Genomic DNA, 26,399 nt, shown 5'->3' on the forward strand with positions numbered 1-26,399 from the left:
AGGGCAAGGCCCGCTGAACCGATGATCAAGTACATCGGCAGCAAGCGCGCCCTCCTCACCCATATCCTCTCGGCCGTCGGTGCCACGGTCCCCGCGGGCGCCACGGTGCTCGACCTCTTCTCCGGCACGGCGCGGGTCGGCCATGCGCTGAAGCGCGCCGGCCATCGCGTCATCTCCAACGACCACAACGCCTTCGCCCATACCCTCGCCACCTGCTACGTCCAGGCGGATGCGGAGCGCTGGGGCGAGACGGCGCGGCGCATCCTCGAGGACCTGCAGCGCCTGCCGCCCCGCGCCGGCTGGTTCACCGCCACCTATTGCGAGCAGGCGCGCTACCTCCACCCCGACAACGGCGCGAAGGTGGAGGCGATCCGGGAGGCGATCGCCGCGCTGGGCGCCGAGCCGGAGCTGGAGGCCATCCTGCTGACCGCCCTACTGGAGGCGGCGGACCGGGTCGATTCCACCGCCGGGCTGCAGATGGCCTATATGAAGCACTGGGCGCGGCGGGCCCTGCAGCCCCTCGCGCTCCGCCTGCCGGCCCTGCTGCCGCGCCCGGAGGCCGGCCCCTGCGCCGCCCTCTGCGGAGAGGCGGAGGCGGTCGCCGCGCCGGTCGAATGCGACCTGGCCTATCTCGACCCGCCCTACAACCAGCACTCCTACCTGCGGAACTACCATGTCTGGGAGACGCTGGTGCGCTGGGATCAGCCGGAGGTCTACGGGGTGGCGCGCAAGCGCGTGGATTGCCAGAGCCGTCTATCGGACTTCAACAGCCGGCGCCGGATCGGGCCGGCGCTGGAGCGGACTCTCGGCGCCCTGCGCTGCCGGGCCGTCCTCGTCTCCTTCAATGACGAAGGCTATCTGGACCGGGCGGAACTGGAGCGGATGCTGGGCGCGCGCGGCCATGTGCAGGTGCTGGAGATCCCCTACGGCCGCTATGTCGGCGCCAAGATCGGCATCCACAATCCGCAGGGGATCAAGGTCGGCCAGGTCGGCCGGTTGACCAACCTCGAATACCTCTTCATCGCCACGGAGCAGCGGATCACGCTGCCCTCCCCGCGGGCCGCCTGATGCCGGGGCGCCCCTCCCTCGCCCGCAAGGTCGCCGGCTTCGGGCTAATCGGGCTCGGCGTGCTGGGCACGGTGCTGCCGATCCTGCAGGGCATCCTCTTCATGGCGCTCGGCCTCTTCGTCCTGCGCGACCAGTATGACTGGGCGCGGCAGGGCATGACCAAGCTGCATGCCCGCTGGCCCCGCCAGGTGGAGGGGGTGGAGGCGCTGGAGGCCCGGATGATCGGCTGGTGCCGGCAGCAGGGGGAGAGGCTGCGCCGGCTGCTGCCCTAGGCCATCCTCGGACCGCACGGCCGGCCCGAGGATGATCCGGGCCATCGTTCAGAACCGCCGATGCTCGCCTCCGGGCGGTTCCGCGCCGCGGCGATCCGCCCCGGCGGCCCGGCAGGCGGTGCGCGGCCGGCCCGGCCGCGGGGACCATGGCCGCGAACCCCCCGCCATGCTCACCGTTGCTTCTCCACGCCGGCCACCTCTCCCCGGTGGCCGCGACAGGAGAGGCTCCATGCATCGCAGGTTGACCCTTCTCGCCGGTGCCGCCGTGCTGGCGGCCAGCCCGGCCCTGGCCCAGACTCAGCAGGAGCGCGCCCAGGCCGCCCAGGGCCAGGCCGGCGGCCCGGCCCAGACGACCACGCCCGCTCCTGCCTCCACCACCGCCCGGGCCGAGGTGGTGACGACCCAGGAATTCCTCCGCCTCGCCGCGATGAGCGACCGGTTCGAGATCGCCAGCAGCCGCCTCGCCGAGGAGAAGTCGCAGAACGCGAAGGTCAAGGAATTCGCCCGGCAGATGGTCCGCGACCATGAGCGGACGACGCAGGAGATGCAGCAGTTGATGCAGCAGATCCCGGGCGCCGGGGCGGAGGCGTCGCGGCCGCCGGGGCGGAATGCCCAGGGCGGATCGCAGCACCAGGGGCTGGACCAGCAGCACGCGGCGCTGCTGCAGCAATTGCAGCGGACCGACGGCGCCGAATTCGACCGGCTCTATATCCGCCAGCAGGTCATGGCCCACCAGCAGGCGGTGGACATGTTCCGCAACTACAGCCGGTCGGGCGACAATGACCGGCTGAAGCAATGGGCGGAGCGCACCTTGCCGGCGCTGCAGGAGCATCTGCGCCTGGCGCAGGAACTGCAGCAATCCACGCAAGGCTGACATGACCCGGCCCGGCGGATGACCCCGCCGGTCCTCCGCTTGGCGGCGGCGCAGGCCCGGGCGAGACTCGTTGCATGTCGCGCCGCCATCCCATCGCATGAGCCAGCCCGCGGGATCGGTCCCGCCCGATGCCCGTCGCAACGCCCTCATCCTCGGCGTGGCGCAGACGCTGGCCTGGGCGGTCAGCTACTACCTCCCGGCCGTGGTGGCGCCGGTCGTCCTCGCCGATCTCGGCGCCGATCCGGCGCTGGTCTATGGCGCCTTCTCGGTCGCGCTGCTGATCGCCGGCCTGGCCGCCCCGAGGGTCGGGCGGGCGATCGAGCAGCGGGGCGGCCGGCCGGTGCTGGTGCTCTCCGCGCTGGTTCTCGCCGCCGGGCTTGCGATGCTCGGCCTGCTGCCCGGCCTCTGGGGCTGGGCGCTGGGCTGGATGGTGCTCGGCCTCGGCATGGCGATGGGGCTGTACGAGGCGGCCTTCGCCACGCTCGGCATGCTCTATGGCCGCGCCGCGCGGCGGCCGATCACCCTGGTCACGCTGGTCGCGGGCTTCGCCAGCACGGTCGGCTGGCCGATGAGCGCGGCGCTGGTGCCGCTGCTCGGCTGGCGCGGCACCTGCCTCGCCTATGCGGCGCTGCTGCTGCTGGTCGTCCTGCCGCTCTACCTGCTGCTGCCGCGGGCGGCGGCGGCGGCGGAGGCCGGGCCGGGCGGCGCCACGGCGGCGGCCGATCCGCCCCTGCCCGGCGCCTGGGTGCGGCGCAGCTTCCTGCTGGTCGCCGTCTTCTTCACCCTGCGCGCCGTCATCAGCGGCACGCTCGCGGTGCATCTGATCGCGGTGCTGGGTGGGCTCGGGCTCTCGGTCGCGGCCGCGGTCGCGGCGGCCTCGCTGCTGGGGCCCTCCCAGGTCGGCGGGCGGCTGCTGGAATTCACGCTCGGGCGGGCGGCGCATCCGCTGACCGCGGCGCGGCTGGGCGGGGCGCTGCTGCCGGCCGGCGCGCTGCTGCTGGTGCTGGCCGGGCCGGTGGCGGCCGTGCCCTTCGTCATCCTCTACGGCGCGAGCAACGGGATCCTCACCATCAGCCGCGGCGCCCTGCCGCTCGCGCTGTTCGGGCCGCGCGGCTATCCCGTGCTGATGGGCAGGCTCGCCCTGCCGATCCTGCTGGCCCAGGCGGCGGCGCCGACGGTGACGGCGCCGCTGGTGGCCGGGCTGCCGGCGATCGCGGTGCTCGGCCTGGCGGGCCTGCTGGCCCTGCTGGCGCTGGCCTGCCTGCTGCCGCTGCGGCGCGCGCCCTGACAGCGCCCCCCTGAATCAGCGCCCCCTGGCACCGGCGCGGTCGATGCCCCGGCGCTGCCGCGCCAGCGCCACCCACGCCCCGGCGCTGCCGACCAGCAGGATGGAGGCACCGGCCCAGGCCAGGGTGAACAGGGCGGCACGCCGCAAGAACTCGGCGGGCAGCAGGTCGAGCCAGAGAATTGTCGAGAGCAGGACGAAGCCCAGGACCCAGTGCTGAACGGCCTGCGATCGCATGATTCCCGTCCCTCCCGTCCGGCGTGAAAGCCGTTCCGGCGCAACATCCTGATACAAATCGTATACCACACATCCCCGTGATGCAAGCCCCGGCGTCAGCGGGGCTGCGAGTCCTGCCCGGCGCCGGGCGTGATGCCGAAGGCGGCGCGGAAGGCGGCGCCGAAGGCCGGGGCGCTGGCATAGCCGACGGCCGCCGCCGCCCGGGCCGGCGGCACGCCCTGCGCCAGCAGCGCCGCGGCCTCGGACAGCCGCAGCATCTGCCGCCAGCGGCCGAAGCTCATCCCCGTCTCGCGCCGGAACAGCCGCGTCAGGGTCCGGGCGCTCGCGCCGCATTCCGCCGCCAGGGACTCCATATCGGCATCCCGCGCCGGATCCGCCCGCAGCGCGGCGGCCAGCCGCCGGAGCCGCGGGTCGCGCAGCGCCGGCACGCCGAGCGGCAGGGCAGGCGCCCGGGCGATCTCATCCAGGATCAGCGCCGCCAGGTGCCCGCCGCGCCCGGCCTCGTCCCATTCCAGCGGCTCCGAACAGGCGGCGAGGATCAGCTCCCGCAACAGCGGCGAGACCGGGAGGACGGTGACGCCGCCCGGCCCGGCCCGCGCTGCATCGGCACGCAGGAAGAGCGCGCGCATGGCGACCGCCCCCTGCATCGCCGTCACATGCGGGACCGCGGCCGGCACCCAGAGCGCCCGGCCGGGCGGCACCACATAGGCCGCGGCGTCCGTCTCGATCCGCATGATCCCGCGCGTGGCATAGAGAAGTTGCGCCCGGGCATGGGCATGGCGCGGCACGGCCTCGCCATCCGCATAGTCGCGGGTGAAGCCGGCCAGCGGCCGGTCCACCGCATCCTGCGGCAAGGGGCGGGTGGGCGCGGGCGGGAAATGGCCGGATGGCGACATGGCTTGTCCGGACGTCGTTTGCCGGCCAGGCTAGCCTGACCAGGCTTGGCCTGGGAACAGGCCGGCTGCCCGCCCGCCGGCCCGGTCTCCGCCGGGGCGGCGCGGGGGACGAATTCCCCGAACGACCAGGGAAAGCCAGGAACAGGCCAGGATGCAGGACCCAGCGACCCGGCAGATCGTCTTCATCAACGCCGCCCATACCCTGACCCATTACGGGCTGCTGATCCTGGCCACCGCCGTGCTCGGCATGGTCCAGCAGGCGCCGGAGGCCTTCGGGCGCGAATTCGGGCCGATCCTCGCACTCGGCACCGGCATGTTCGTGCTCTATGGCCTGGGTGCCCTGCCGATGGGCTGGCTGGCGGAGCGCTTCGGGCGGAAGGGGCTGATGGCCGCCTTCTTCCTCGGCGGCGGCGGCGCCATGGTGCTGGCCGGGTTCGCCACCACGCCGCTGCTGCTCGGCCTCGCCCTCGCCCTGCTCGGCGCCTTCTCGGCCATCTACCACCCGATCGGGACGGCGATGCTGGTGGAGGCGGCGGGCCAGCGCGTCGGCCGCGCGGTCGGCATCAACGGCGTCTTCGGCAATCTCGGCGTCGCCCTCGCGCCGGTCGTCACCGCGCTGCTGGCGGCGCGGCTGGGCTGGCACTTCGCCTTCCTGGTGCCGGGCGCGATCTCGATCGGGCTCGGCCTGCTCTACCTGCGGGAGCCCGCCTTCGACACGGCGAAGGCCGCCGGGCCGCAGAAGCCCTTCCCGGTCATCCCGCGGGCCATCGTCCGCCGCGCCGTCGCCGTGCTGCTGACCATCGCTGCCGTCTCCGGACTGGTCTTCAACGCCTTCACCCTGCTGCTGCCGAAGCTGATGGAGGAAAGGCTCGCCTCCTCCCCGGACCTGCTGCCGGTCGTCGGCCTGCTCGCCTTCCTCGCCACGCTCTGCGGCGGGCTGACCCAGTTCACGGTGGGGCACCTGATCGACCGGCACACGCTGAAGAGCATCTTCCTGCCCCTCGCCCTGGTGCTGGCGCCCTGCATGCTGCTGCTCTCGGTGGCCGAAGGCTGGGTGGTGCTGCCGCTCGCCGCGCTGATCGCCGCCTCGGTCTTCGGCCAGGTGACGGTGAACGAGACGATGACCGCGCGCTACGTGGCGCCGGCGCTGCGGACCAAGCTCTACTCGGTGCGCTTCACCATCGGCTTCCTCGGCGCCGCCATCGCCTCCCCGCTGGTCGGCTTCCTGCACGAGGCGACGGGCAGCCTCGCCGCGCCCATGCTGGTGCTGGCCGGCTTCGCCGCCGTCACCTTCGCCTGCGCGCTGTTCTTCCCCAACCGGCCGGAGGAGCTGAGGCCCGAGCTCTGGGCGCGGCAGGTGGCGGCGGCGCCGGCGGAGTAGCACCGCCGGCTGCGGCGCGGACCCGTCTGGGCGATCCAATTACGCCGCCTGAGTGGGTCCACTCGGCCGTCCTTTGCTCCAGGGGCACGAGGTTGGTGGCATGGCGGCCGAAGAAGGCGCCCGTTCCAAGGGCTAGAGCAGATCGCGGAGGGGCGTGAACGCCCCGCAGCGTGAATCTGCTCTACGGACAATGGCCTGCAGCGGATTGGCGTTCAATTCTGAACGCCAATTCGCTGTAGACCCCGCAACTCACCGGCTCGGCGGCGCAACGCGGCGCGGGGGCCGCTATTCCGGCTGCACGCCCGCCGCACGCAGGATCGCCGTGTAGCGATCGACACCCTCCCGCACCAGGGCCATCACCTGTTCGGGGGTCTCGAAGCCCGCTCGCGGCGACACCCCGGCCATCTCGACGAGCTTCGGGGCACTCTGCCCGATCGCTTCCCGGAAGGCGGCGCCCAGCGCGGCCAGCACGGGCGCCGGCGTGCCCGCGGGGGCGAGGATGGGGAAGAACTCCTCATGGATCAGCGCGGGCAGGCCGGCCTCGGGCGCGCTTGGCACATCCGGCAGCGCCGGGCTGCGCTGCTCCGCGAGCACCGCCAGCGCCCGCAGTCCCCCGCCGCGAACCTGCCCGATGGAGGAGGCCATGGTCGGCGTGCCGACCTGCGCCTCGCCCGCGACCAGCGCGGCGACGCTCGGGCCGCCACCACGGTAATGCACCGGCTCGATCTCCACCCGCGTGGTGGAGCGGAACAGCTCCGCGGCCACATGCACGCCGCTGCCGATGCCGGCCGTGGCCAGGTTGTAGCGGCCCGGATTGGCCTTCAGCAGCGCCACCAGCTCCTGCGCCGTCTGCGCCGGCAGCCGCGCACTGGCGACGAGCACATGCGGCGAGAAGCCGGCCACCGCCACGCCGACGAAGTCCTCGACGGTGCGGTAGGGCACGCGCGCGACGATCGCCGGCACCGTCGAATGGGAGCTGTTGATCAGCACCGTGGTGCCATCCGGCGCCGCGCGCGCGACATGCTCGGCGCCGATCACGCTGCCGGCGCCGGCGCGGTTCTCGACGACGATCGGCTGGCCGAGCACCTGGCCGGCCGCTTCCGCGACGATCCGCCCGACGATGTCGTTCGAGCCGCCGGGGGCGAAGGGGACGATCAACCGGATGGGCCGATCGGGCCGCCAGGTCTGGGTGGCCTGCGCACGGACGACCGAGGGCGCGAGGCCGGCGGCAAGGGCAAGGCCGAGGGCCTGGCGGCGGGTTGGCATCGAGGACGTCTCCCTGGTTTCGACTGCGCGGCGCCCCCGGAGGGGCGGCGCAGGCCATAGGTTTGGTCGAACCATACCGGGATCGGGCAGGGAGGCCATACGCCGGCACGGATCATCCCCCGGGCGGTACCATCGAATATCCTTGCGGGCGGTGAACAGCAGATCGCCATCACCCCGGATTCCTTTGTGTGGAGGGCGCTCCGCCCCCCGCAGGCTCCGCAGCCGGTCCCCGATCGGTCAGCGGCGGCGCCGGACGGCCCGGACCTTGGTACCCGCCACGGTGCCGTGTCGCACGAGGCCCCTGCGAGTCCTGCATGAGGCGGCTGCGAGGCCTGCCACAGGCCGCCCCGATCCGGTCCCGCCCGGCATTCCCGGGCAGGTTTGAGGGCTCCGGCCGGGGGCGTGGCGGGCATGGTCCCGGTCCCCTGCGGGGCTGGGGCGCTATCACGCCGACCGCGCCGCCATGCGGCCCCGGGCCGTTTGTCCGAGCCGCAGAGCCGTGCCTTGGCCCTGCCACCTGCGCGCCCTGCGCCGGGATCGGCGCCGCCATGGGTCCTCCGCGCCCCATGCCAGCCCCGATCGCTCACCGGCCATTGACCCCGGCGCCCGGGGGCGGTTTGCATGGCCCATGACCCCGCCCGCGCCCGATGGGACCCTGCTCTCCGGCCATGCCCGCATCGCCGGCATCCTCGGCTGGCCCGCCAGCCATTCCCGCTCCCCCCGCCTGCACGGGCTGTGGCTGCGCCGGCATGGCGTGGACGGCGCCTATATCCCCCTGCCGGTGCGGCCGGAGCGATTCGCCCAGGCGGTCCGGTCGCTGGCCGATCTCGGCTTCCGCGGCGCCAATGTCACGATCCCGCACAAGGAGGCCGCCTTCGCCGTCTGCGACCGGGTGGACGCGACCGCGCACCGCGCCGGCGCGGTGAACACCCTGGTCTTCCGGGACGGGGTGATCGAGGGCTCCAACACCGATGGCTGGGGCTTCCTGCAGAACTGCGCCGAGGCAGCGCCGGGCTGGACGCCGGATGCGGGGCCGGTGGTCATCCTCGGCGCCGGTGGCTCGGCCCGGGCCATCGCCGCGGCGCTGCTGGATGCCAGCTGCCCGCGCGTCGTGCTGGTCAACCGCAGCCCGGCGCGGGCGGAGGCGCTGGCCCGGGCGCTCGGCGGGCCGATCGAGGTCGCGGAGAGCCCGCCGCTCGCCGGCGCGGCGATGCTGGTGAACACCACCTCGCTCGGCATGCAGGGCCAGCCGCCGCTGGAGATCGACCTGGCGCCGCTGCCCGCGGCGGCGGTGGTCGCCGACATCGTCTATGTCCCGCGGGAGACGCCGCTGCTGGCGGCGGCGCGGGCGCGCGGCCTGGCCGCGGTGGAGGGCCTCGGGATGCTGCTGCACCAGGCGCGCCCTGGCTTCGAGGCCTGGTTCGGCGTGACGCCGCGGGTGGATGACGAGCTGCGCGCGGTGGTGGGCGGGGACATCCCGCTGCACGCTCCGGATCGCGGAGCGGGCGAGGAGCAAAGCCCGCCCCCGCAGCGCCGGGCATGAAGGTCATCGGCCTGACGGGCGGCATCGGCATGGGCAAGTCCACCGCCGCCAACACCTTCCGGCGGCTGCGCATCCCGGTCTTCGACGCGGATGCGGCGGTGCATGAATTGCAGGGCAAGGGCGGCCGGGCCGTGGCGCCCATCGCCGCCGCCTTCCCCGGCACGGTCGAGGGTGGAAAGGTGGACCGGGAGGCGCTGCGCCGCGCCGTGCTCGGCAACGCGGCGGCGCTGAAGCGGCTGGAGCGCATCGTCCATCCGCTGGTCCGCGATGCGGAGCGGCGCTTCCTCGCCGCCGCCCGCCGCCGGGCGGAGCCGCTGGTGGTGCTCGACATTCCCCTGCTCTTCGAGACGAAGGGCCAGGGCCGCTGCGACCTGGTGGTGGTGGTGACGGCGCCCGCCGCCGTGCAGCGCTGGCGCGTGCTGCGCCGCCCCGGCATGACGGAGGAGCGGCTGCGCTACATCCTGGCCCGGCAGACGCCGGATAGGGAGAAGCGCCGCCGCGCCGATGTGGTGGTGCCCACCGGCCTGTCGCGCCACGCGGCCCAGCGCGCGATCCGCAAACTGGTTCGGGAGAACCGCCCATGAGGCAATTGGTGCTGGATACCGAGACCACCGGCCTCGACCCTGCCACGGGCGACCGGGTCATCGAGATCGCGGCGATCGAGATCGTCAACCTGGTCCCGACGGGGCGGCACTATCACACGCTGCTCGACCCCGAGCGCGACGTGCCGGAGGAGAGCACCAAGGTGCACGGCTTCACCGCCGAGCATCTCCGCGGCAAGCCGAAATTCGCCGAGGTGGTGGAGGAGTTCCTGGCCTTCGTCGCGGGGGACCAGATCGTCGCGCACAACGCGCCCTTCGATTTCGGCTTCCTGGATGCCGAGTTGGTGCGCGCCGGCCGCAAGCCGCTGGACCGGGCGCGGATGGTGGACAGCCTGGCGGTCGCCAAGAAGCGCTTCCCCGGCATGCCGAACAGCCTGGACGCGCTCTGCCGCCGCCTCGGCGTCGATAATTCGATGCGCACCAGCCACAACGCGTTGCTGGACGTGAAGCTGCTGGCCCAGGTCTATCTGGAGCTGATGGGCGGCAAGCAGCCGGGCCTGACGCTGGCGCAGCAGGTGGCGGTGCCGGTGGTGTCGCTGGGTGGTCTGACGAAGGAGCGGACGCCGCGGCCCATCCTCCCGACCGAGGCCGAGCTGGAGGCGCATGCGGCCTTCCTGAAGAAGGTCAAGGATCCGCTCTGGCTGAAGCCGCCCTTCGTGGAGGCGGAGCAGGGCTGATCGCCGGCGCCCCCCACGCCCCGCCCGGCTTGGCAGAGGCAGGCGCGGAACCCGATCGCCGGCCGCGGCTTGTTGCGGGCTGAACCCGTTCTGGGAGCAGCCCGCGGATGCCTAACCTGCAGAATGCCGTCGTGGTCATCACCGGTGCCTCCTCCGGCATCGGCAAGGCCACGGCCCTCGCCTTCGCCCCCACCGGCGCCCGGCTGGTGCTGGCCGCCCGCCGCCCGGAGCCGCTGGAGGTGACGGCCGAGGCCTGCCGCCGGCAGGGCGCCGAGGCCCTGGCGGTGCCGACCGACGTGACAGACGAGGCCGCGGTGCAGGCCCTGGCCAGCGCGGCGATCGAGGCCCATGGGCGGATCGATGTCTGGTTCAACAATGTCGGCACCGGCGTCGTCGGGCCGTACTGGGAAGCGCCGCTCGCCCTGCAGAAGAAGGTGGTCGAGGCGAATCTCTTCGGCACGCTGCACGGCACCTATGCGGTGCTGCCGCATTTCCTGCGCCAGCGGCGCGGGGTGCTGATCAACATGGTCTCGATGGGTGGCTGGTCCCCGACGCCCTTCGCCGCGACCTATGCCGCCAGCAAGTACGGCATCCGCGGCTTCACCGCGAGCCTGCGGCAGGAGCTGACGGGCCATCCGGGCATCCATGTCTCGGCCGTCTTCCCGGCGCTGGTGGACACGCCGGGCCTGGCGCATGGCGCGAACTACTCGGGCAGGGCGATCGACCCGCCCGGCCCCTTCCTGACGCCGGAGGCGGTGGCGCAGGTCGTGGTCGGCCTTGCGCGGCGGCCGCGGGCGGAGGTGGCGGTGGGCTGGCCGGCGAGCGCGGCGCGCATCGCCTATGGCTTGGCGCCGGTGCTGACGGAACGCGGCGTGGGGGCGGCCATGCGCGCGGCGCTACGCCGTGCCCGGCCGGAGGGGCGGAGCGAGGGCGCGGTGGCGCAGCCCGTCCCGACCGGCACCGGGACGCGCAGCGGCAAGCCGGTCTGGCATGCGCGCGGGCCGAGCCTCGGCGGCCTGGCGCTCGGCGGGCTCGGCCTGCTGGCCGGCGCGGAATTGCTGGCCGGGATCCTGACGCGGCGGGGCTGATACTTGGCGCATGACAGGCTGATGCCTGTCATGCCCCGAACGCCGGCGGCCCTCCGGGCCTTGGCTGCGCGGCACTGGCCGCGGCGCGCCTTCGCGCGCTCGGCCCGCTCCGCCGGCCGCAGGTCGGGACTTCACCGGCCCACTATGAAGCGGGCCGGGCCATTGCGGGCGATCCAGGCCTGGCAGGTTTCCAGGCCGGGCGATCGCAGGCTAGCCTCCTCCCCGCACAGAAGACCGCAGGAGGAAACGCATGGGCCAGGTCCAGGGCAAGGTCGTGCTCGTCACCGGCGCGGCGGCGGGCATCGGCGCCGCCATCGCCACCACCCTGGGACGGGAGGGGGCGAAGGTCGTCCTCACCGATCTCGACGATGCGCGCGGGGAGGATGTGGCGCAGTCCATCCGCGCTGCCGGGGGAGAGGCGCTCTACCTGCACCAGGACGTGACCGAGGAGGCGCGCTGGGCCGAGGTGATGGGTGAGATCGACCGGCGCTTCGGCCGCCTCGACGTGCTGGTGGCCAATGCCGGCATCGCCATCATCGTTCCCATCATCGAGATGACGCTGGAGCAGTGGCGCAAGCAGACCGCGGTGAATGTCGATGGCGTGTTCCTGTCCGCCAAGCACGGCATCCCGCTGATGCGGAAATCGGGCCCAGGGAAGCCAAGCCCTGGCGGCTCGATCGTCATGATCTCCTCGGTCGCCGGGCTGCGCGGCTCGGCCGGGTTGGCAGGCTACTCGGCCACCAAGGGGGCGGTGCGGCTGTTTGCCAAATCCGTCGCGCTGGAATGCGCCGGGGCGCGGGACAACATCCGCTGCAACAGCATCCATCCCGGCATCATCGGCACCGAGATCTGGGAGAAGATGCCCGGCGAGCGGCGCAACGCCCCGATCGACGCGAATGCCGTGGCGGCGGCGACAGTGCCAACCGGCCAACTCGGCACGCCGCAGGACGTGGCGAATGCGGTGCTGTTCCTCGCCTCCGACGCGTCCAGCTACATCAACGGCTCGGAGATCGTGGTGGATGCCGGGCTGATGGCCGGGCGCGTCGGGAACCTGGCGGCGCAGTAGCGCCGCTCATCCGCTGGCCATGCGGCGGAGGCCGGCGACGCCCTCCGCCAGCGCCTGCTGCATCAGCCAGGCATCGCCGCCCCAGGCGATGAGGCGGAAGCCGTCCTTCAGCGCCTGGCGCGCCTCCGCCTCCCCCGTCACCAGCCGGCCCAGCCCCTTGCCGTGCAGCTTCGCCGCCACGCAGATCCGCCGCGTCGCCTCCCGGAAGCTCGGGTGGTCGAACTGGCCGGGGATGCCGAGAGAGGCGGAGAGGTCGAAATGGCCGAGCCAGAGGGCATCGACGCCCGGCAGGGAAGCGATCGCCTCGGCATTCTCCACCCCCTCCGCCGTCTCGATCATCAGGATCAGCACGGTGCGGTCATTGGCCGCCGCCAGGGCCTCGGCCGGCGGGGCGGTGCGGTAGTTGTCATGCGCGATCCGCAGCGCCACGCCGCGGCGGCCGAGCGGGGGGTATTTCAGGGCGGCCACCGCGGCCTTCGCGGTCTCGATGCTGCCGACCAGCGGCAGCATCACCCCTTCCGCGCCCACATCGGCGATGCGGGCGATGTCATGCGCGTCCCGCGAGGGGATGCGCACCAGGGTCGGGATGCCGCCGGCCTCCAGGAAGCGGAGGCCGGATTTCACCGTCTCCACCGAGAAGCCGCTATGCTCCATGTCCAGGAAGGCGAAGTCGCAGCCGGCGCCGGCCAGGATATGGCCGATGCCCGGGGTGACGAATTCCACGAGGAAGGTGCCCGCCGCCAGCTCGCCCGAACGGACCATCCGCTTCAGTGATTTGACCATCCCGATCCCCTTTTTTCGCGGCATTGATTGTGGAATAGCCGCCGCCGGCCGGCATTTGCTCCTATCCTCCCATCATGCCTTACTGAAGGGGAAGTCCACGGGGGAAGACATCCACTGATGCCGGAAGCGCCGACGCCGACGCGCCTGCAACCGCCACCCGATCCGCGTGTCGACTATTCCGTCCCTGTCGGCGACACGGTGAAGACCACCACCTGCTACATGTGCGCCTGCCGCTGCGGCATCCGGGTGCACCTGAAGGACGGCCGGATCCGCTATATCGAGGGCAATCCGGACCACCCGGTGAACCGCGGCGTGATCTGCGGCAAGGGCAGCGCCGGCATCATGACGCAGTATGCGCCGGCGCGGCTGAGCAGCCCCCTGCTGCGCGTCGGCGAACGCGGGTCCGGCGAGTTCAGGGAGATCTCCTGGGCGGAGGCGATGGACATCGCCACCGGCTGGCTGAAGGCGGTGCGGGAGACGGCGCCGGAGAGGCTCGCCTTCTTCACCGGCCGCGACCAGAGCCAGAGCCTGACCGGCTTCTGGGCCGCGCAATTCGGCACGCCGAATTTCGCCGCGCATGGCGGGTTCTGCTCGGTCAACATGGCGGCCGGCGGGCTCTATTCCATCGGCGGCAGCTTCTGGGAGTTCGGCGAGCCGGACTGGGACAAGTGCAAATATGTCCTCATGTTCGGCGTGGCCGAGGACCATGACAGCAACCCGATCAAGCTCGGCCTGTCGCGGGTGAAGGCGCGCGGCGCCAAGTTCGTCTCGGTGAATCCGGTGCGGACGGGCTACTCGGCGGTGGCGGACGAATGGGTCGGCATCCGCCCCGGCACGGACGGGCTCTTCGTGCTGGCGCTGGTGCATGAGCTGCTGCGCAACGACAAGGTCGATCTCGACTTCCTCGCCCGCTACACCAATGCCGCCTGGCTGGTGGTGCGCAACCCCGGCGGGGCGGATGACGGGCTGTTTGCCCGCGACGGGAATGGCGCGCCCCTGGCCTGGGACCGGACGCGCGGGGCGATGGATGCCAAGGCCGCCGACCTCTCCCCGGTGATGGTGGGGGATTACACCCTGCCGGATGGCCGCAAGGCCCAGCCGGTCTTCCACCTGCTGGCCGAGCGCTATCTCTCGCCCGAATACGCGCCGGAGGCGGTGGCGGAGCGCTGCGGCATCGAGGCCGCGCGCATCCGCCGCATCGCGGCCGAGATCGCGCAGGTGGCCTTCGAGCAGCCGCTGGTGCTGGACCAGCCCTGGACCGATGTGTGGGGGCGCCGGCATGAGCAGACCATCGGCCGCCCGGTCGCCTTCCATGCGATGCGGGGAATCTCCGCGCACAGCAACGGCTTCCATTCCTGCCGCGCGCTGCACCTGCTGCAGATGCTGCTGGGCGCCGTCGATACCCCCGGCTCCTGGCGCTACAAGTCGCCCTTCCCGCGGCCGATCCCGCCGGGCCCGCCGCCGGCCGGCAAGGGTGCAAAGCCGAACACGCCGCTCACGGGCAACATCCTCTCCTTCCCGCAGGGGCCGGACGACCTGCTGGTGGACGATGCCGGGAGCCCCTTGCGCATCGACAAGGCCTTCTCCTGGGAAGCGCCGCTCGCCCTGCATGGGATGATGCACACCGTCATCGGCAATGCCGGGGCGGGCGATCCCTATCCGATCGACACGCTGTTCATGTTCATGGCCAACATGGCCTGGAACAGCGCCATGAACCCGGGCGAGGTGATCCGTATCCTGACGGAGAAGCGCCCGGACGGCGAATACGTCATCCCGCATGTCATCTACTCGGATGCGTACTTCTCCGAGACGGTGCCCTATGCCGACCTGATCCTGCCGGACACCACCTATCTCGAGCGCTGGGACTGCATCTCGGTGCTCGACCGGCCGATCGGCGGCGCGCATGGCGCGGGCGACGCCATCCGCCAGCCGGTCATTCAACCGGACCGGGACGTGCGTCCCTTCCAGGAAGTGCTGATCGAACTCGGCGCCCGGCTCGGCCTGCCGGCCTTCGTGAAGGAGGACGGCAGCCCGCGCTTCAAGGACTATCCGGACTACATCGTGAATCACCAGCGCGCCCCGGGCGTCGGGCCGCTGGCCGGCTTCCGCGGCACGGATGGCAGCAAGAAGGGCGTCGGCGAGCCGAACCCGGACCAGCTCCAGCGCTACATCGACAATGGCTGCTTCTGGCGCGACCACCTGCCGCCGGAGCAGCACTGGTACAAGCACGCCAACCAGGCCTATCTGGACGGCGCCAAGGCCATGGGGTTCATCCCGAAGCCCGAGCAGGTGGTGCTGCAGCTCTGGTCCGAGCCCTTGCAGAAATTCCGCCTCGCCGCCGAGGGCCATGGCGAGCGGCAACCACCCGATCACTTGCGGGAGCGCGTGCGCACCTATTGCGACCCGCTGCCGATCTGGTACCCGCCGCTCGAGCAGCAGGGCGCCGATCTCGGCCGCTTCGACCTCTCGGCCGTGACGCAGCGGCCGATGGCGATGTACCATTCCTGGGGCTCCATGAATGCCTGGCTGCGGCAGATCCATGGATCGAACAAGCTCTACATGGCCCGCAGCCGCGCCGAGGCGATGGGCCTCGCCCAGGATGACTGGGTCTGGGTCGAGAGCCGCAACGGCCGCCTGAAATGCCAGGTCTCGCTGATGGAGGGGGTGAACCCCGACACGGTCTGGACCTGGAACGCCATAGGCAAGCGCGCCGGCGCCTGGGGCCTGACGGAGGACAGCCCGGAGGCGGTGCGCGGCTTCCTGCTGAACCACGTCATCAGCGAATGGCTGCCGGCGCAGGAAGGCTTCCGCGCCGCCAATGCCGACCCGGTGACGGGCCAAGCCGCCTGGTACGACCTCCGTGTGCGCGTCACGAAGGCGGATGGCCCCGGCGTGACCGAACCCCATTTCTCGACGCTCAAGGACCGCCCGGGCGCACCGCCGCGCCCGGAGGTCCTGGCCTACAACGCGAAGTCCCCCGCATGACCTGCCTTCCGGACCCGGTCCCGGGCGCCAAGAAGCTCGGCCTCGTCATCGATCTCGACACCTGCGTCGGCTGCCAGGGCTGCGCGACCAGTTGCAAGGAGTGGAACGCCTCCGGCCACTCCGCACCGCTGCCGGACTACAAGCCCTATTCGGCGGGCGCCGAGGGCGTGTGGTTCAACCGCGTCCACAGCTACGAGGCCGGCGAGGGCGCGGCGGGCCGCACGGTCCACTTCCCCCGCTCCTGCCTGCATTGCGAGAACGCGGCCTGCGTCACCGTCTGCCCGACCGGCGCCAGCTACAAGCGCGCCGAGGACGGCATCGTCCTCGTCAACCATGACACCTGCATCGGCTGCGGGTTGTGCGCCTGGGCCTGCCCCTATGGCGCGCGGGAGATGGACGAGGACCAGGGGGTGATGAAGAAATGCACCCTCTGCGTGGACCGCATCTACAACGAGACGATCCCCGAGGCGCAGCGCCAACCCGCCTGCGTCCTCGCCTGCCCGACCAAGGCGCGGCATTTCGGCGACCTCGGCGACCCGGACAGCGCCGTCAGCCGGCTGGTGGCGGAACGCGGCGGCCAGCCGCTGATGCCGGAGCTCGGCTACAAGCCGGTCAACAGCTACCTGCCGCCGCGCCGCAGGCCGGACCAGGTGCCGGTCGAGGACGCGCCGACCCAGATGGATATCAAGAACCCCGTCCTGCGCTGGATGGACCGGGTGCTGAGCCGCGCCGAGGGTTGAGCCGGACATGAACCCCGCCCCCTCCATCGTCTTCTTCACCACCGCCTCGGGCGCCGGCTATGGCTTGCTCTTCTGGCTCGGCCTGCTGCGGCCCGTCGGGCTGCTGCCGCAGGCGCCGGAATTCGCGCTGGCCTGCCTCGCGCTCGCGCTGGTGCTGGTCACCGCCGGTCTCGCCTCCTCGCTGCTGCATCTCGGCAATCCGCAGCGGGCCTGGCGGGCGCTGACGCAATGGCGCTCCTCCTGGCTGTCGCGGGAGGGGGTGGCGGCGGTCGCCACCTACATCCCCGCCGGGCTGTTCGGCCTCGCGCTGCTGGCGGACCAGCCGGGCCTCGCCACCCTCGCCGGGCTGCTCGCGGCGGTCGGGGCTGCGGCGACGGTCTGGTGCACGGGGATGATCTACGCTTCCCTCAGGCCCATCCCGCAATGGCACCATCCGCTGGTGGCGCCGGGCTACCTGCTGCTCTCGGCCTATACCGGCATGGCGCTGCTGGCCGCCGTCTCGGCCCTCGGCGGCGTGGTCGGCGGCCTGGCCGGCCTCATCGTCATGCTCGGCATCGCCGGGGTGGTCCTGAAGCTCGCCTACTGGAACAGGATCGACGGGATGCGGCCTGCGGCGACGGCCGAGAGCGCGACCAGCCTCGGCTTCATCGGCAAGGTCCGCACCCTCGACCCGCCGCATACCGAGACGAACTACCTGCTGCGGGAGATGGGCTTCCGCGTCGCCCGCAAGCACGCGGCCAGGCTGCGCCGCATCGCGCTGGTGGCGGGCTTCGGCCTGCCGGTCCTGCTCGCCCTCCTCGCCTCGCTGTCCGGCGGCGTCGCGCCGCTGGCGCTGATGCTGGCGGCGCTGCTGGCCCTCGCCGGCATGCTGGTGGAGCGCTGGCTGATGTTCGCGGAAGCCACGCATACCGTCGCGCTCTACTACCGGGGTTCCTGAACGCCCCGCTCAGGCCGGTCCGATCCCCGTCTCCTCCTGCCGGCGCTTGTCGATCTCCTCGCCATAGCGCCGCAGCAGATGCGCCTCGGTCAGCAGGCCGAGGACGCGCTTCTCCGGCCCGTCCACCACCGCCAGCGCCTCGGCCTCCGCCGCCTCGAACAGCGCCATGGCGTTCTTCGCATTGGTTCCGGGCAGCAGCACGCGGTCGCGGTGGCGGGCCAGCTCGGCCAGCGTCGCGGTCTCGGGCGGCGCCGCATGCGCCTCGGGCACCGAGACGATGCCGGCATAGCGCCCTGCCTCGTCGAGCAGCACCACCTGCGCGGTCGCGCCCAGCGGCACGGCCTGGCGGAAGGCGGCCAGTTCCATGGTCGCGGGCAGGCTGCGCGGGTCCCGCCGCATCAGCCGCCCCGCCGTCAGGTCGTTGATCCAGCCCACGTCATGCGCGCTGCGGATGGCCTCGCCGCGCAGGTGGAAGCGCCAGGTGGCGAAGGAATAGCCGAAGAGCCGCCGCACGATCAGCCCCGCCACCGCGACGGCCGCCAGCACCAGCCCCGTCACCGCCAGGCTGCCCGTCGTCTCCAGCGTCAGGAAGGTCATGGCCAGCGGCGCGCCGATGACGGCGGCGCCGAAGGCGCTCATGCCCACCAGCGACAGGATCAGCGGGTCCGGCCCCGGCGGCAGCACCATCGCCACCAGCCCCGCGAAGAGCTTGCCGCCCAGCGCGCCGATCAGCAGGGAGGCAAAGAACAGCCCGCCGCGGAAGCCGCTGGCGACCGAGATGAGGGAGGCGAGCGCCTTGACCAGCATCAGCAGCAGCACGAGGCGCGCTGGCGTTTCCGTGACGAAGGCCAGGTGCAGCGCGCCATGCCCGGCCGAGAGCGCGACGGTCGAGACCGTCGCCAGCCCGCCGACGCAGAGCCCGCCGAGCATCAGCCGCAGGGCGCCGGAGGGAATGGCCCGGGCCAGCAGCCGCTCGGTCACCGCCAGGCCGCGCATCAGCAGGATGGCCGAGAAGCCGCAGAGCACGCCGACCAGGAGCGCGAGCGGGTAGAGCTCATTGTCCACCGGGCCGGTGGCGAGCGTCTCCACCGCATAGCCCTTCACCTCCAGCGCCCGCGCCACCAGCACGGCGCAGACGGCGGAGGCCACCACGGGGAAGAGCGCGCCGATGCTGTAGCCGCCGATCACCAGTTCGAAGGCGTAGAAGGCGCCGGTCAGCGGCGCGTCGAAGGCGGCGGCGATCGCGCCCGCCGTGCCGGCGCCGACCAGCACGCGCAGGTCGCCCCGCCGCAGCGCGAAGAAGAGGCCGAGCTTCGAGGCGAGCCCGCCGCCCGCCTGGGCATAGCCTGCCTCCAGCCCCACCGAGGCGCCGACGCCGTTGGAGAGGATGGTCTGCGCCCCGACCACGGCGGCATCGGTGAGCGACAGGCGCCCGCCATGCAGCGCATTGGCCTCGATCGGATCCACCGGCGCCTTGGGCCGCCAGCGCTTCAGCAGCCGGTTGAGGCCGTAGAGCGCGAGGCCACCGAGGGCCGGCACCAGCAGCAGCCGCCAGTCCGGGATGTAGCCTGCGGCGGAGAGGCGCATCCCGGGTGGGATGCCGAAGAGCAGCGCGTGCAGCCCATGCGCCGCCATGCCCATGCCCCAGGCCAGCAGCCCGACCGCGGCGCCGGTGAGCGCGGCGAGCAGGACGATCGCCACCTCGCTGGTGCGCACCAGGCTGCGCAGCGCCGCGGCCCGGCGGAGTTGGCGAAGGAGGAATTGGACAGGTCGGTGGAGCAAGGCGGGCATGCGCCCGCCTGCTTGCCGCAGCGGCGCCGCGGTGGCGAAACACCTTCCGGTGGCCGGCACCACCCGGCCCTGCCTCGGCATGGGCTGCGCGGCTCCGGGCCGGAGCCGCGCCCCATGCCAGCCGGCATCGATGCTGGCCGGCATGGCTTGTTGCTCGGCGCGCAGCGTCACCCAATCCTGTGCGCGATGCCGGCCGGCAGGTGTCGGGATTCCTGCCGTTCGGTGGCCCCAGCCGCCTCAGAATGCTGCGGGCGCTTTCATCGCAAGCTCAGGCGCGCCGCCGGTCTGTCACGCAACGAACACGGCGTCCTGCGGCATGGGGGTATGTCACTCCGCACGGATGTTGTTCGCCTTCACCACCTCGCCCCAGCGGGCATGGTCGCGGCGCATGATCTCGCCGAGTTCCTCCGGCGTGCCGCCGCCCGGCTCATCGCCGCGGCTGACGATGTTCTGGCGGATCGTCTGGTCCTGGCAGGCCTGGTTCACCGCGGCATTGGCGCGCTGGATGATCTCCCGCGGCGTGCCCTTCGGGGCGAACATCCCGATCCAGGCCAGCACGACAAAATCCTGGATGCCCGATTCGGCCGCGGTCGGGATGTTCGGGAAGGCCGGGATGCGCTGCGCCGTCGTCGCCATCAGGCCGCGCAGCTGGTTCGCCTGCAGGAAGGGCGCGACCACGCTCGCGCCGTCGCACATGATCTGGAAGCGGCCGGCGATGAAGTCCTGCATGGCCGGCCCGCTGCCGCGATAGGGCACATGCGTCATCTCCGGGCTGCCGATCCTGCTGCGGAACAGCTCCATCGCGACATGCGACAGGCTGCCCGAGCTGGCCGAGCCGTAATCGACATCGCCGCGCTTCGATTTCGCCCAGTTGGCGAATTCCTGCACCGTATTGGCGGGAACCGCGGGATGCAGGCAGAAGATCAGCCCGCTGGTCAGCATCATCGCGATCGGCTCGAGCTCGAGCGGATTGAACCGCATGGACGGCATGGTGTGCGGGTTGATGACCAGCGGGTTGGCATTGCCGACCAGCAGCGTGTAGCCGTCCGGCCGCGCGCGCAGCACCGTCTCGGTGCCCAGATTGCCGCCGGCGCCGCCGCGGTTGTCGATGACGACCGGCTGGCCGAGCGCCTGCTGCAAGCCGTTCTGCAGCACCCGCGCGGCGAAATCGGTCTGCCCGCCCGGCGGGAAGCCGACGACCAGGGTGACAGGGCGGGAGGGCCAGGGAGCGGAGGACTGCGCCTGGCCGATCGCCGGCGCGGCGAGCCCGGCGGTGCCGAGAGCAAGGGCGGTGCGGCGCGTCAGCGCGCCGCGAAGGAGATGGGTCATGGCTGTCGCCTCCCGGATGGGGCGGCCGGGATGCCGACCGCGGCGGGCGGCGGAGACCGAACACGGCGCCATCGCCCCAGCCCCAAGCGCATGCGGCCGGGTCCGGTTCGGTCCGCGCCGCCCGGGCCGCCACGCCGGTGCCGACTGGCCCGACTCGCCGGGCTGGCGCAGAGTGGCGGCAACGCCACCCATCGGGAGGAAGCCTTGTCCATCACCCGCCGCGCGGCCCTGGCCGCGCCCGCCCTGCTGCTCGCCGCCCGCGCCGGGGCCCAGGGGGGCGCCGCAGCGAATTTCCCGAACCGCCCCGTCCGCATCGTCGTCCCCTACACGCCGGGCGGCGTCTCCGACATCACCGCGCGGCTGATGGCCGAGCCGCTGGCCGCCATCTGGGGCCACCCCGTCCCGGTCGAGAACCGCGCAGGCGCGGATGGCGTCATCGGGACCGAGGTGGTGGCGCGCAGCGCGCCGGACGGGCACACGCTCGGCCTCGTCTCGGTGGGGCATCCTGTCAACGCCGCCTTCTACCGGCTGCCCTTCGACACGCTGCGGGACTTCAGCTTCGTCACCCAGACCACGGCGACGCCGCTGGTGCTCTGCGCCGGCAAGGGTTTCGGGCCGAACACCCCGGCGGAGCTGGTGGCGCATGCGAAGAGGGATCCGGGCGTCACCTTCGCCGGCACCGGCGGCGTGGTGCGGCTGGCCCCGGTGCTCTTCGCCCAGCAGACCGGCATCGAGCTGACCTATGTGCCCTATCGCGGCAGCACCCAGGCGCATCCGGACCTGATCGCCGGGCGGGTGGACATCATGTTCGACACCGTCCCGGCCGCCCTGCCGCATATCCAGTCCGGCAGCCTGAAGGCGCTGGCCACCACCGGCACGAAGCGCGCGCCGCAGCTTCCCGATGTGCCGACGATCGGCGAAGCCTTCCTGCCGGGCTTCGAGGCCTCGACCTGGGGCATGGTGATCGCCCCGGCCAACCTGCCGGAGCCGGTGCTGGCGAAGCTCAATGCCGATTGCGTCGCGGCGCTGCGGCGGCCGGAGGTGGTGGAGAAGCACCGCACGCTGGGGGCGGAGGTCGTCACCTCCTCCCCCGCCGAGATCCGCGCCTTCACCGAGAGCGAGATGCGCAAATGGGGCGAGGCGGCGCGGAAGGCTGGGATCGTGCCGCAATAGGCGGCACGACCGTCGAAGGGGGCTTCAGCCCCCCTCGACCTGCCCGCCCGCCTCCGCCCAGTCCTTGAAGCCGCCGAGGTTGCGGACATCGGTATAGCCCATGTCCTTCAGCGTCTTGCCCGCCATGGCGGCGCGGCCGCCGGAGGCGCAGTAGGTGATGATGGTCTTCGCCCGGTCGAAGGCCGCCTCGTGCAGGGCACTGTCGGGATCGGCGCGGAATTCCAGCAGGCCGCGCGGGATGGCCAGCGCGCCGGGCACCTTGCCGGAGGCCGCGACCTCCGGCGGCTCCCGCAGGTCGACGAAGACCACGTTGGGCTTGCCGTGCATCTCCTTCGCCTCATGCGCGCTGATGCGCGGCACCGCGGCATTGGCGGCCTCCAGCATCTCCTTCACGGTGGTCGGCATGGTGGTTCCTCCCGCTGGGTTCGGAGATCGAGCCTAGCCCAGCGCATGGGCCAGGACCAAGCCAAGCAGCGCCGCCGCGCCGGCGCCCAGGACCGCGAAGGTCAGCCCCATGCCGAGGGTGCGCCAGCGCAGCACCTCCGGCTCCTGGCTGATGCCCCAGGCATGCAGCACCCGGCCGGCGAGGAAGGCGGTGCCCAGCGCATGCACGCCCCAGGCGGGCAGGCCCATGCCTTCCAGCAGGCCCAGCAGCACCAGGCCGAGCGGCACGTATTCGGCGCAATTGCCATGCGCCCGCACCGCCCGCTCCACCAGCCGATGCGGGGCGCCGAGCGCCACATGGTAGCGCCGCCGCTGCCGGACCACGCGGATGGAGAGCACCAGGAACAGCCCCGCCAGCAGAGCTGCGTAAAGGGCGGTGGCGGGCAGCGGCATGCTGGGTGCTCCGGCGGGTGTGGAGACCCTATATCGCACGGGATGGAACCCCTCGCCCTCTACCTGCACTGGCCCTTCTGCGCCGCGAAATGCCCCTACTGCGACTTCAACAGCCATGTGCGGGAGCGCATCGACCAGGCCCGCTACCGCGACGCCCTGCGGCGGGAGCTGGCGCGGGAGGCGGCGCGGGCCAATGGGTCGGGCATGCGGCGGAGGCTCGCCAGCATCTTCTTCGGCGGCGGCACGCCGAGCCTGATGGCGCCCGAAACGGCGGCCGCGCTGATCGCGGATGCGAAGCGGCTGTTCGACGCGCCCGATGACCTCGAGGTCACGCTCGAGGCGAACCCGACCAGCGTGGAGGCGGCGAAGCTGGCCGAATTCCGTGCCGCCGGCGTCAACCGCCTCTCCCTCGGCGTGCAGTCGCTGGACGCGGAGGCCCTGCGCTTCCTCGGACGGAAGCATGACGTGCCGCAGGCCATCGCGGCGCTGGAGGCGGCGCGGGCGCTCTTCCCCCGCCTCTCCTTCGACCTGATCTACGCCCGGCCCGGCCAGGCGGAGGCGGGCTGGCGGGCGGAATTGCGCCAGGCCCTGGCGCTCGCCGCCGACCACCTCTCGCTCTACCAGTTGACGATCGAGCCGGGGACGCGCTTCGCCACCGAACATGCCCGCGGCGCCTTCGCCCTGCCGGAGGATGACGCGGCCGCGCGGCTCTACTGGGCGACGGTGGAGGAGGCGGCGCGCTTCGGCCTGCACCCCTATGAGGTCTCGAACTACGCCCAGGCCGGCGCCGAGAGCCGGCACAACCTGGTCTACTGGCGCTATGGCGACTATCTCGGGATCGGCCCGGGGGCGCATCAGCGGCTGACGCTGGACGGGGCGCTGCTGGCTGCCCGCCGCCATCGCGCGCCGGAGGAATGGCTGGGGCGCGTGGAGCGCGACGGCCATGCGGTGACGGAGGAGGAGGCGCTCGCCCCCGCCGACCGGGCGCGGGAGGCGTTGCTGATGGGGCTGCGCCTCGCCGAGGGCATCGACCCCGCGCGCATTGCCGCGCGCAGCGGCCTGACCCTGGCCGAGGCGCTGGACCCCACCATGCTCGCCGCCTGCCTGGAGGAGGGCTACCTCGCCTGGACCGGGGCCGGCCGGCTGGTGGCGACCGAGGAGGGCCGCATGCGGCTGGACGCCATGCTGCCCGTGCTGCTGCGGTAGCGGGGCGCCCAACCGCCCGAAGGCTTGACCGAGGCCGACACGGGAAGCCGTTCCGGCTCCGCTTGCGCGGCCACCGGAAGCCTGCTCCGCTGGCGCCTGACGGGCCGAGGGCCCGCGGGAGGGAATGCCATGGCGAAGCCCCCCGGCGCGAGCGCCGGCCGGCATGCCATTGTCATTGGCGGCTCGGTCGGCGGGCTGTTCGCCGCCAACCTGCTGCTGCGCCGCGGCTGGGATGTGCAGGTCTTCGAGAAGGCGACGGGCGGCCTCGAATCCCGCGGCACCGGCATCGCCTACCACCCGGAGACCGAGGCGATCCTGGCGCTGGCCGGCGCGCGGGACAAGCACGCGCCCGGCGTCCGGGTGGAAGGCCGCTGCGCCGTGGATGCGATGGGCACGGTCGTCGCGCGGCAACTCTACCCCCAGTACGTCACGGCCTGGGGCCGCATTTTCAACCCGCTGCGCGCCGCCTTCCCGGCCGGGCGCTACCATGGCGGGCGGGAACTGGCGAATCTTTCGCAGGATGCGGGCAGCGTCACCGCGCATTTCGCCGATGGCAGCCGCGCGACGGCCGAACTGCTGGTCGGCGCGGACGGGTTCCGCTCCGCGGTGCGGGCGATCGTCGCGCCGCAGGCCGTGCCGGTCTATGCCGGCTATGTCGGCTGGCGCGGGCTGGTGGAGGAGCGTGAGTTCTCCCCGGACTTCGCCCCGGTCTTCGGGCAATTCACCTTCGGCTTCCCCGGCCATGGCGAGACCATCGGCTATCCCATCCCCGGTCTGGACGACAGCGTGGCGCCGGGCGAGCGGCGGTACAATTTCCTCTGGTACTATCCGGTCGATGCCGGCGCGGCGCTGACCGACCTGCTGACGGATGCGTCCGGCCGCGTGCATGCCTGGTCCATCCCGCCCGCCCTGATCCGGCCGGAGCACATCGCCGCCCTGCAGCGCGATGCGGCGGCACGGCTGCCCGCCCCCTATGCCGAGGCGCCGCGGCGCGCCCGGCAATTCCTGGTCCAGCCGATCTACGACCTGGAGAGCCCCGCCATGGGCTTCGGCCGCGTCGCGCTGCTGGGCGATGCCGCCTTCGTCGCGCGGCCGCATGTCGGCGTCGGCGTGCTGAAGGCGGCGGAGGACGCGCTGGCCCTGGCCGGGGCGCTGGAGGCGGAGCCGGAGGTGCCGGCGGCGCTCATGCGCTATGGCGCGGCGCGCATCCCGCCCTCCCGCGCCGCGGTGGCGATGAGCCGGCATCTCGGCGCCTTCATCGAGCGGAGGCTGCCGCGGCCGGAAGCCGATCCGGGCCTCGGGCTGACCCTGCCGCGCCTGCTGGAGCTCAGCGGCCGGCCGGTTCCGCGCGATGCGCATTGACCGCGGGACGCCGCCACGCGCATCGTTGCGGCAAGGCGCCCGATGAGGCGCCATGAGGGAGCGACCGAGATGCCCGATCTCGACCGGATGGGCGTGACCGCGGAAGTGCTCGCGCAGATGGCGAAGACGCCCGATCCGCGGCTGCGCCAGATCATGGAAGCCGCCACCCGCCACCTGCACGATTTCGCGCGTGAGGTGGAGCTGAAGCCAGAGGAGTGGCTGGCCGGCATCGCCTTCCTCACCGCTGTCGGCCAGGCCTGCACGCCCTACCGGCAGGAATTCATCCTGCTCTCGGACGTGCTCGGCCTTTCGCGGCTGGTGAACGTGATGCACGACCTCGAGGGCCGGGAGGAGCTGGGCACCGAGACCAGCCTGCTCGGCCCCTTCTTCCGCGAGAAGGCGCCGGAATTCGCCGCCGGCGAGAGCATCGCGCGGGAGGACAAGGGCGGGCAGGAGATCATCCTCTTCGGCCAGGTCACGGATGCCGCGGGCCGGCCGCTCCCCGGTGCCGAGATCGACATCTGGCAGGTGGACGCGACCGGCCTCTACGACCTGCAGGCGAGCGACGCGACGGTGATGGACATGCGCGGCCGCTTCCGCACGGATGCGGAGGGGCGCTACCACATGCGCACCGTGAAGCCGATGGGCTACTCCATCCCGATGGACGGCCCGGTCGGCAGGCTGGTGCAGCAGCAGGACCGCCACGGCATGCGGCCCGGGCACATCCATATCCTGGCGCAGGCGCCGGGATGCCGGGAACTGGTGACGGCGCTCTACATGGCCGACGACCCGAACATCGGCACGGATACGGTCTTCGGCGTCTCCCGCTCACTCATCGTGGAGCCCAGGCTCGGCCTGCCCGGCGCGCCGCGCAGCGACCTGCCGGCGGTGCGCTACGATTTCCGCCTCTCCCGCCTCGGTGCGCAGGACACCGGCGGCAGGGTGGGCGCCGATCCATCGCAGATCATGCCAGCGGCTCGGTAAGAGGCCGCGGCAGGGAC

General features: G+C 72.5%; 25 protein-coding genes. 17 read left to right on the plus strand and 8 right to left on the minus strand.

The features are described 5' to 3' along the window. The first annotated feature begins 21 nt into the window (after window positions 1-21). The 4 genes from LHA35_RS09490 (at window position 22) to LHA35_RS09505 (ending at window position 3,502) form a co-directional block, all read left to right on the plus strand. Window positions 22-1,068 carry a DNA adenine methylase gene (locus LHA35_RS09490; RefSeq protein ID WP_226607494.1) on the plus strand — a complete coding sequence of 349 codons (1,047 nt, stop codon included), beginning with the start codon at window positions 22-24 and terminating at the stop codon, window positions 1,066-1,068. Beyond that, window positions 1,068-1,340: a hypothetical protein gene (locus tag LHA35_RS09495; protein WP_226607495.1), complete on the plus strand. Its 273-nt coding sequence runs from the start codon at window positions 1,068-1,070 to the stop codon at window positions 1,338-1,340. The genes LHA35_RS09490 and LHA35_RS09495 overlap by 1 nt, the downstream gene beginning before the upstream one ends. Window positions 1,341-1,569: 229 nt before the next feature. Then, window positions 1,570-2,214 carry a DUF4142 domain-containing protein gene (locus LHA35_RS09500; RefSeq protein WP_226607497.1) on the plus strand — a complete coding sequence of 215 codons (645 nt, stop codon included), beginning with the start codon at window positions 1,570-1,572 and terminating at the stop codon, window positions 2,212-2,214. 97 nt (window positions 2,215-2,311) lie between these two features. Beyond that, a complete protein-coding gene (locus LHA35_RS09505; RefSeq protein WP_264185445.1) occupies window positions 2,312-3,502 on the plus strand; it encodes an MFS transporter in 1,191 nt (396 codons plus the stop codon). Window positions 3,503-3,517: 15 nt separating this feature from the next. Here the strand turns inward: LHA35_RS09505 and LHA35_RS09510 are convergent, their stop codons facing one another. Beyond that, the gene (locus LHA35_RS09510) at window positions 3,518-3,736 is read right to left on the minus strand and encodes a hypothetical protein (RefSeq protein ID WP_226607500.1); all 219 of its coding nucleotides are present in this window, start codon (window positions 3,734-3,736) and stop codon (window positions 3,518-3,520) included. 95 nt (window positions 3,737-3,831) lie between these two features. Then, entirely contained in the window at window positions 3,832-4,632 is an 801-nt protein-coding gene (locus LHA35_RS09515) for a helix-turn-helix domain-containing protein (protein WP_226607504.1), read from the minus strand. Window positions 4,633-4,783: 151 nt separating this feature from the next. Here LHA35_RS09515 and LHA35_RS09520 point away from each other — a divergent pair, with 151 nt between their 5' ends. Beyond that, window positions 4,784-6,013 (plus strand): MFS transporter, encoded by a 1,230-nt coding sequence (locus tag LHA35_RS09520; protein ID WP_226607507.1) that lies wholly within the window; start codon window positions 4,784-4,786, stop codon window positions 6,011-6,013. A gap of 285 nt (window positions 6,014-6,298) precedes the next feature. On the opposite strand, the gene LHA35_RS09525 is transcribed toward LHA35_RS09520, so the two are convergent. Then, window positions 6,299-7,279: a Bug family tripartite tricarboxylate transporter substrate binding protein gene (locus tag LHA35_RS09525; protein WP_226607510.1), complete on the minus strand. Its 981-nt coding sequence runs from the start codon at window positions 7,277-7,279 to the stop codon at window positions 6,299-6,301. A gap of 628 nt (window positions 7,280-7,907) precedes the next feature. Here LHA35_RS09525 and LHA35_RS09530 point away from each other — a divergent pair. From LHA35_RS09530 to LHA35_RS09550, 5 genes are all read left to right on the plus strand, one after another. After that, entirely contained in the window at window positions 7,908-8,822 is a 915-nt protein-coding gene (locus LHA35_RS09530) for a shikimate dehydrogenase (RefSeq protein ID WP_456316078.1), read from the plus strand. Next, entirely contained in the window at window positions 8,819-9,406 is a 588-nt protein-coding gene (coaE, locus tag LHA35_RS09535; protein WP_226607512.1) for a dephospho-CoA kinase, read from the plus strand. Before LHA35_RS09530 ends, coaE begins: the two co-directional genes overlap by 4 nt. Continuing rightward, window positions 9,403-10,101 carry a DNA polymerase III subunit epsilon gene (dnaQ, locus tag LHA35_RS09540; protein ID WP_226607514.1) on the plus strand — a complete coding sequence of 233 codons (699 nt, stop codon included), beginning with the start codon at window positions 9,403-9,405 and terminating at the stop codon, window positions 10,099-10,101. Before coaE ends, dnaQ begins: the two co-directional genes overlap by 4 nt. 107 nt (window positions 10,102-10,208) lie before the next feature. Further along, a complete protein-coding gene (locus LHA35_RS09545; protein WP_226607516.1) occupies window positions 10,209-11,189 on the plus strand; it encodes an SDR family oxidoreductase in 981 nt (326 codons plus the stop codon). Between the two features lie 250 nt (window positions 11,190-11,439). Then, window positions 11,440-12,255 carry an SDR family NAD(P)-dependent oxidoreductase gene (locus LHA35_RS09550; RefSeq protein ID WP_226607519.1) on the plus strand — a complete coding sequence of 272 codons (816 nt, stop codon included), beginning with the start codon at window positions 11,440-11,442 and terminating at the stop codon, window positions 12,253-12,255. Window positions 12,256-12,261: 6 nt separating this feature from the next. Here the strand turns inward: LHA35_RS09550 and LHA35_RS09555 are convergent, their stop codons facing one another. Next, on the minus strand, window positions 12,262-13,038 hold the full coding sequence (locus tag LHA35_RS09555) for an HpcH/HpaI aldolase family protein (RefSeq protein WP_226607522.1): 777 nt from the start codon (window positions 13,036-13,038) through the stop codon (window positions 12,262-12,264). Window positions 13,039-13,155: 117 nt separating this feature from the next. Here LHA35_RS09555 and LHA35_RS09560 point away from each other — a divergent pair, with 117 nt between their 5' ends. The 3 genes from LHA35_RS09560 to LHA35_RS09570 are packed head-to-tail and all read left to right on the plus strand — an operon-like array spanning window position 13,156 to window position 17,700. Continuing rightward, the gene (locus LHA35_RS09560; RefSeq protein WP_226607524.1) at window positions 13,156-16,023 is read left to right on the plus strand and encodes a molybdopterin oxidoreductase family protein; all 2,868 of its coding nucleotides are present in this window, start codon (window positions 13,156-13,158) and stop codon (window positions 16,021-16,023) included. Continuing rightward, window positions 16,020-16,763 carry a 4Fe-4S dicluster domain-containing protein gene (locus tag LHA35_RS09565; RefSeq protein ID WP_274707770.1) on the plus strand — a complete coding sequence of 248 codons (744 nt, stop codon included), beginning with the start codon at window positions 16,020-16,022 and terminating at the stop codon, window positions 16,761-16,763. The genes LHA35_RS09560 and LHA35_RS09565 overlap by 4 nt, the downstream gene beginning before the upstream one ends. A 7-nt stretch (window positions 16,764-16,770) precedes the next feature. Next, window positions 16,771-17,700 carry a dimethyl sulfoxide reductase anchor subunit family protein gene (locus tag LHA35_RS09570; protein WP_226607529.1) on the plus strand — a complete coding sequence of 310 codons (930 nt, stop codon included), beginning with the start codon at window positions 16,771-16,773 and terminating at the stop codon, window positions 17,698-17,700. A gap of 9 nt (window positions 17,701-17,709) precedes the next feature. Here the strand turns inward: LHA35_RS09570 and LHA35_RS09575 are convergent, their stop codons facing one another. Continuing rightward, entirely contained in the window at window positions 17,710-19,491 is a 1,782-nt protein-coding gene (locus tag LHA35_RS09575; RefSeq protein ID WP_226607532.1) for a chloride channel protein, read from the minus strand. A gap of 327 nt (window positions 19,492-19,818) precedes the next feature. Beyond that, entirely contained in the window at window positions 19,819-20,820 is a 1,002-nt protein-coding gene (locus LHA35_RS09580) for a Bug family tripartite tricarboxylate transporter substrate binding protein (RefSeq protein WP_226607537.1), read from the minus strand. Between the two features lie 204 nt (window positions 20,821-21,024). On the opposite strand from LHA35_RS09580, the gene LHA35_RS09585 reads away from it, so the two are divergent. Then, window positions 21,025-21,993 carry a tripartite tricarboxylate transporter substrate binding protein gene (locus LHA35_RS09585; protein WP_226607541.1) on the plus strand — a complete coding sequence of 323 codons (969 nt, stop codon included), beginning with the start codon at window positions 21,025-21,027 and terminating at the stop codon, window positions 21,991-21,993. Window positions 21,994-22,017: 24 nt separating this feature from the next. On the opposite strand, the gene LHA35_RS09590 is transcribed toward LHA35_RS09585, so the two are convergent. After that, the gene (locus LHA35_RS09590) at window positions 22,018-22,398 is read right to left on the minus strand and encodes a rhodanese-like domain-containing protein (protein ID WP_226607543.1); all 381 of its coding nucleotides are present in this window, start codon (window positions 22,396-22,398) and stop codon (window positions 22,018-22,020) included. 33 nt (window positions 22,399-22,431) lie between these two features. Continuing rightward, window positions 22,432-22,830 (minus strand): MAPEG family protein, encoded by a 399-nt coding sequence (locus tag LHA35_RS09595; RefSeq protein ID WP_226607548.1) that lies wholly within the window; start codon window positions 22,828-22,830, stop codon window positions 22,432-22,434. A gap of 42 nt (window positions 22,831-22,872) precedes the next feature. Between LHA35_RS09595 and hemW the strand changes: the two genes are divergently transcribed. From hemW to LHA35_RS09610, 3 genes are all read left to right on the plus strand, one after another. Next, on the plus strand, window positions 22,873-24,036 hold the full coding sequence (gene hemW, locus LHA35_RS09600) for a radical SAM family heme chaperone HemW (protein ID WP_226607551.1): 1,164 nt from the start codon (window positions 22,873-22,875) through the stop codon (window positions 24,034-24,036). A gap of 129 nt (window positions 24,037-24,165) precedes the next feature. Next, window positions 24,166-25,398: an FAD binding domain-containing protein gene (locus tag LHA35_RS09605; RefSeq protein WP_226607555.1), complete on the plus strand. Its 1,233-nt coding sequence runs from the start codon at window positions 24,166-24,168 to the stop codon at window positions 25,396-25,398. A gap of 69 nt (window positions 25,399-25,467) precedes the next feature. After that, on the plus strand, window positions 25,468-26,382 hold the full coding sequence (locus LHA35_RS09610) for a dioxygenase family protein (RefSeq protein ID WP_226607557.1): 915 nt from the start codon (window positions 25,468-25,470) through the stop codon (window positions 26,380-26,382). Window positions 26,383-26,399: the final 17 nt, after the last annotated feature.

It is taken from the genome of Roseicella aerolata (assembly GCF_020523605.1).
Taxonomy (GTDB): domain Bacteria; phylum Pseudomonadota; class Alphaproteobacteria; order Acetobacterales; family Acetobacteraceae; genus Paracraurococcus; species Paracraurococcus aerolatus.

Excerpts from the sequence above, each read along its gene's own strand:
- LHA35_RS09490 (WP_226607494.1), top strand. The coding sequence starts at position 22 with ATGATCAAGTACATCGGCAGCAAGCGCGCCCTCCTCACCCATATCCTC.
- LHA35_RS09495 (WP_226607495.1), top strand. The coding sequence starts at position 1,068 with ATGCCGGGGCGCCCCTCCCTCGCCCGCAAGGTCGCCGGCTTCGGGCTA.
- LHA35_RS09500 (WP_226607497.1), top strand. The coding sequence starts at position 1,570 with ATGCATCGCAGGTTGACCCTTCTCGCCGGTGCCGCCGTGCTGGCGGCC.
- LHA35_RS09505 (WP_264185445.1), top strand. The coding sequence starts at position 2,312 with ATGAGCCAGCCCGCGGGATCGGTCCCGCCCGATGCCCGTCGCAACGCC.
- LHA35_RS09510 (WP_226607500.1), bottom strand. The coding sequence starts at position 3,736 with ATGCGATCGCAGGCCGTTCAGCACTGGGTCCTGGGCTTCGTCCTGCTC.
- LHA35_RS09515 (WP_226607504.1), bottom strand. The coding sequence starts at position 4,632 with ATGTCGCCATCCGGCCATTTCCCGCCCGCGCCCACCCGCCCCTTGCCG.
- LHA35_RS09520 (WP_226607507.1), top strand. The coding sequence starts at position 4,784 with ATGCAGGACCCAGCGACCCGGCAGATCGTCTTCATCAACGCCGCCCAT.
- LHA35_RS09525 (WP_226607510.1), bottom strand. The coding sequence starts at position 7,279 with ATGCCAACCCGCCGCCAGGCCCTCGGCCTTGCCCTTGCCGCCGGCCTC.
- LHA35_RS09530 (WP_456316078.1), top strand. The coding sequence starts at position 7,908 with ATGACCCCGCCCGCGCCCGATGGGACCCTGCTCTCCGGCCATGCCCGC.
- coaE (WP_226607512.1), top strand. The coding sequence starts at position 8,819 with ATGAAGGTCATCGGCCTGACGGGCGGCATCGGCATGGGCAAGTCCACC.
- dnaQ (WP_226607514.1), top strand. The coding sequence starts at position 9,403 with ATGAGGCAATTGGTGCTGGATACCGAGACCACCGGCCTCGACCCTGCC.
- LHA35_RS09545 (WP_226607516.1), top strand. The coding sequence starts at position 10,209 with ATGCCTAACCTGCAGAATGCCGTCGTGGTCATCACCGGTGCCTCCTCC.
- LHA35_RS09550 (WP_226607519.1), top strand. The coding sequence starts at position 11,440 with ATGGGCCAGGTCCAGGGCAAGGTCGTGCTCGTCACCGGCGCGGCGGCG.
- LHA35_RS09555 (WP_226607522.1), bottom strand. The coding sequence starts at position 13,038 with ATGGTCAAATCACTGAAGCGGATGGTCCGTTCGGGCGAGCTGGCGGCG.
- LHA35_RS09560 (WP_226607524.1), top strand. The coding sequence starts at position 13,156 with ATGCCGGAAGCGCCGACGCCGACGCGCCTGCAACCGCCACCCGATCCG.
- LHA35_RS09565 (WP_274707770.1), top strand. The coding sequence starts at position 16,020 with ATGACCTGCCTTCCGGACCCGGTCCCGGGCGCCAAGAAGCTCGGCCTC.
- LHA35_RS09570 (WP_226607529.1), top strand. The coding sequence starts at position 16,771 with ATGAACCCCGCCCCCTCCATCGTCTTCTTCACCACCGCCTCGGGCGCC.
- LHA35_RS09575 (WP_226607532.1), bottom strand. The coding sequence starts at position 19,491 with ATGCCCGCCTTGCTCCACCGACCTGTCCAATTCCTCCTTCGCCAACTC.
- LHA35_RS09580 (WP_226607537.1), bottom strand. The coding sequence starts at position 20,820 with ATGACCCATCTCCTTCGCGGCGCGCTGACGCGCCGCACCGCCCTTGCT.
- LHA35_RS09590 (WP_226607543.1), bottom strand. The coding sequence starts at position 22,398 with ATGCCGACCACCGTGAAGGAGATGCTGGAGGCCGCCAATGCCGCGGTG.
- LHA35_RS09595 (WP_226607548.1), bottom strand. The coding sequence starts at position 22,830 with ATGCCGCTGCCCGCCACCGCCCTTTACGCAGCTCTGCTGGCGGGGCTG.
- hemW (WP_226607551.1), top strand. The coding sequence starts at position 22,873 with ATGGAACCCCTCGCCCTCTACCTGCACTGGCCCTTCTGCGCCGCGAAA.
- LHA35_RS09605 (WP_226607555.1), top strand. The coding sequence starts at position 24,166 with ATGGCGAAGCCCCCCGGCGCGAGCGCCGGCCGGCATGCCATTGTCATT.
- LHA35_RS09610 (WP_226607557.1), top strand. The coding sequence starts at position 25,468 with ATGCCCGATCTCGACCGGATGGGCGTGACCGCGGAAGTGCTCGCGCAG.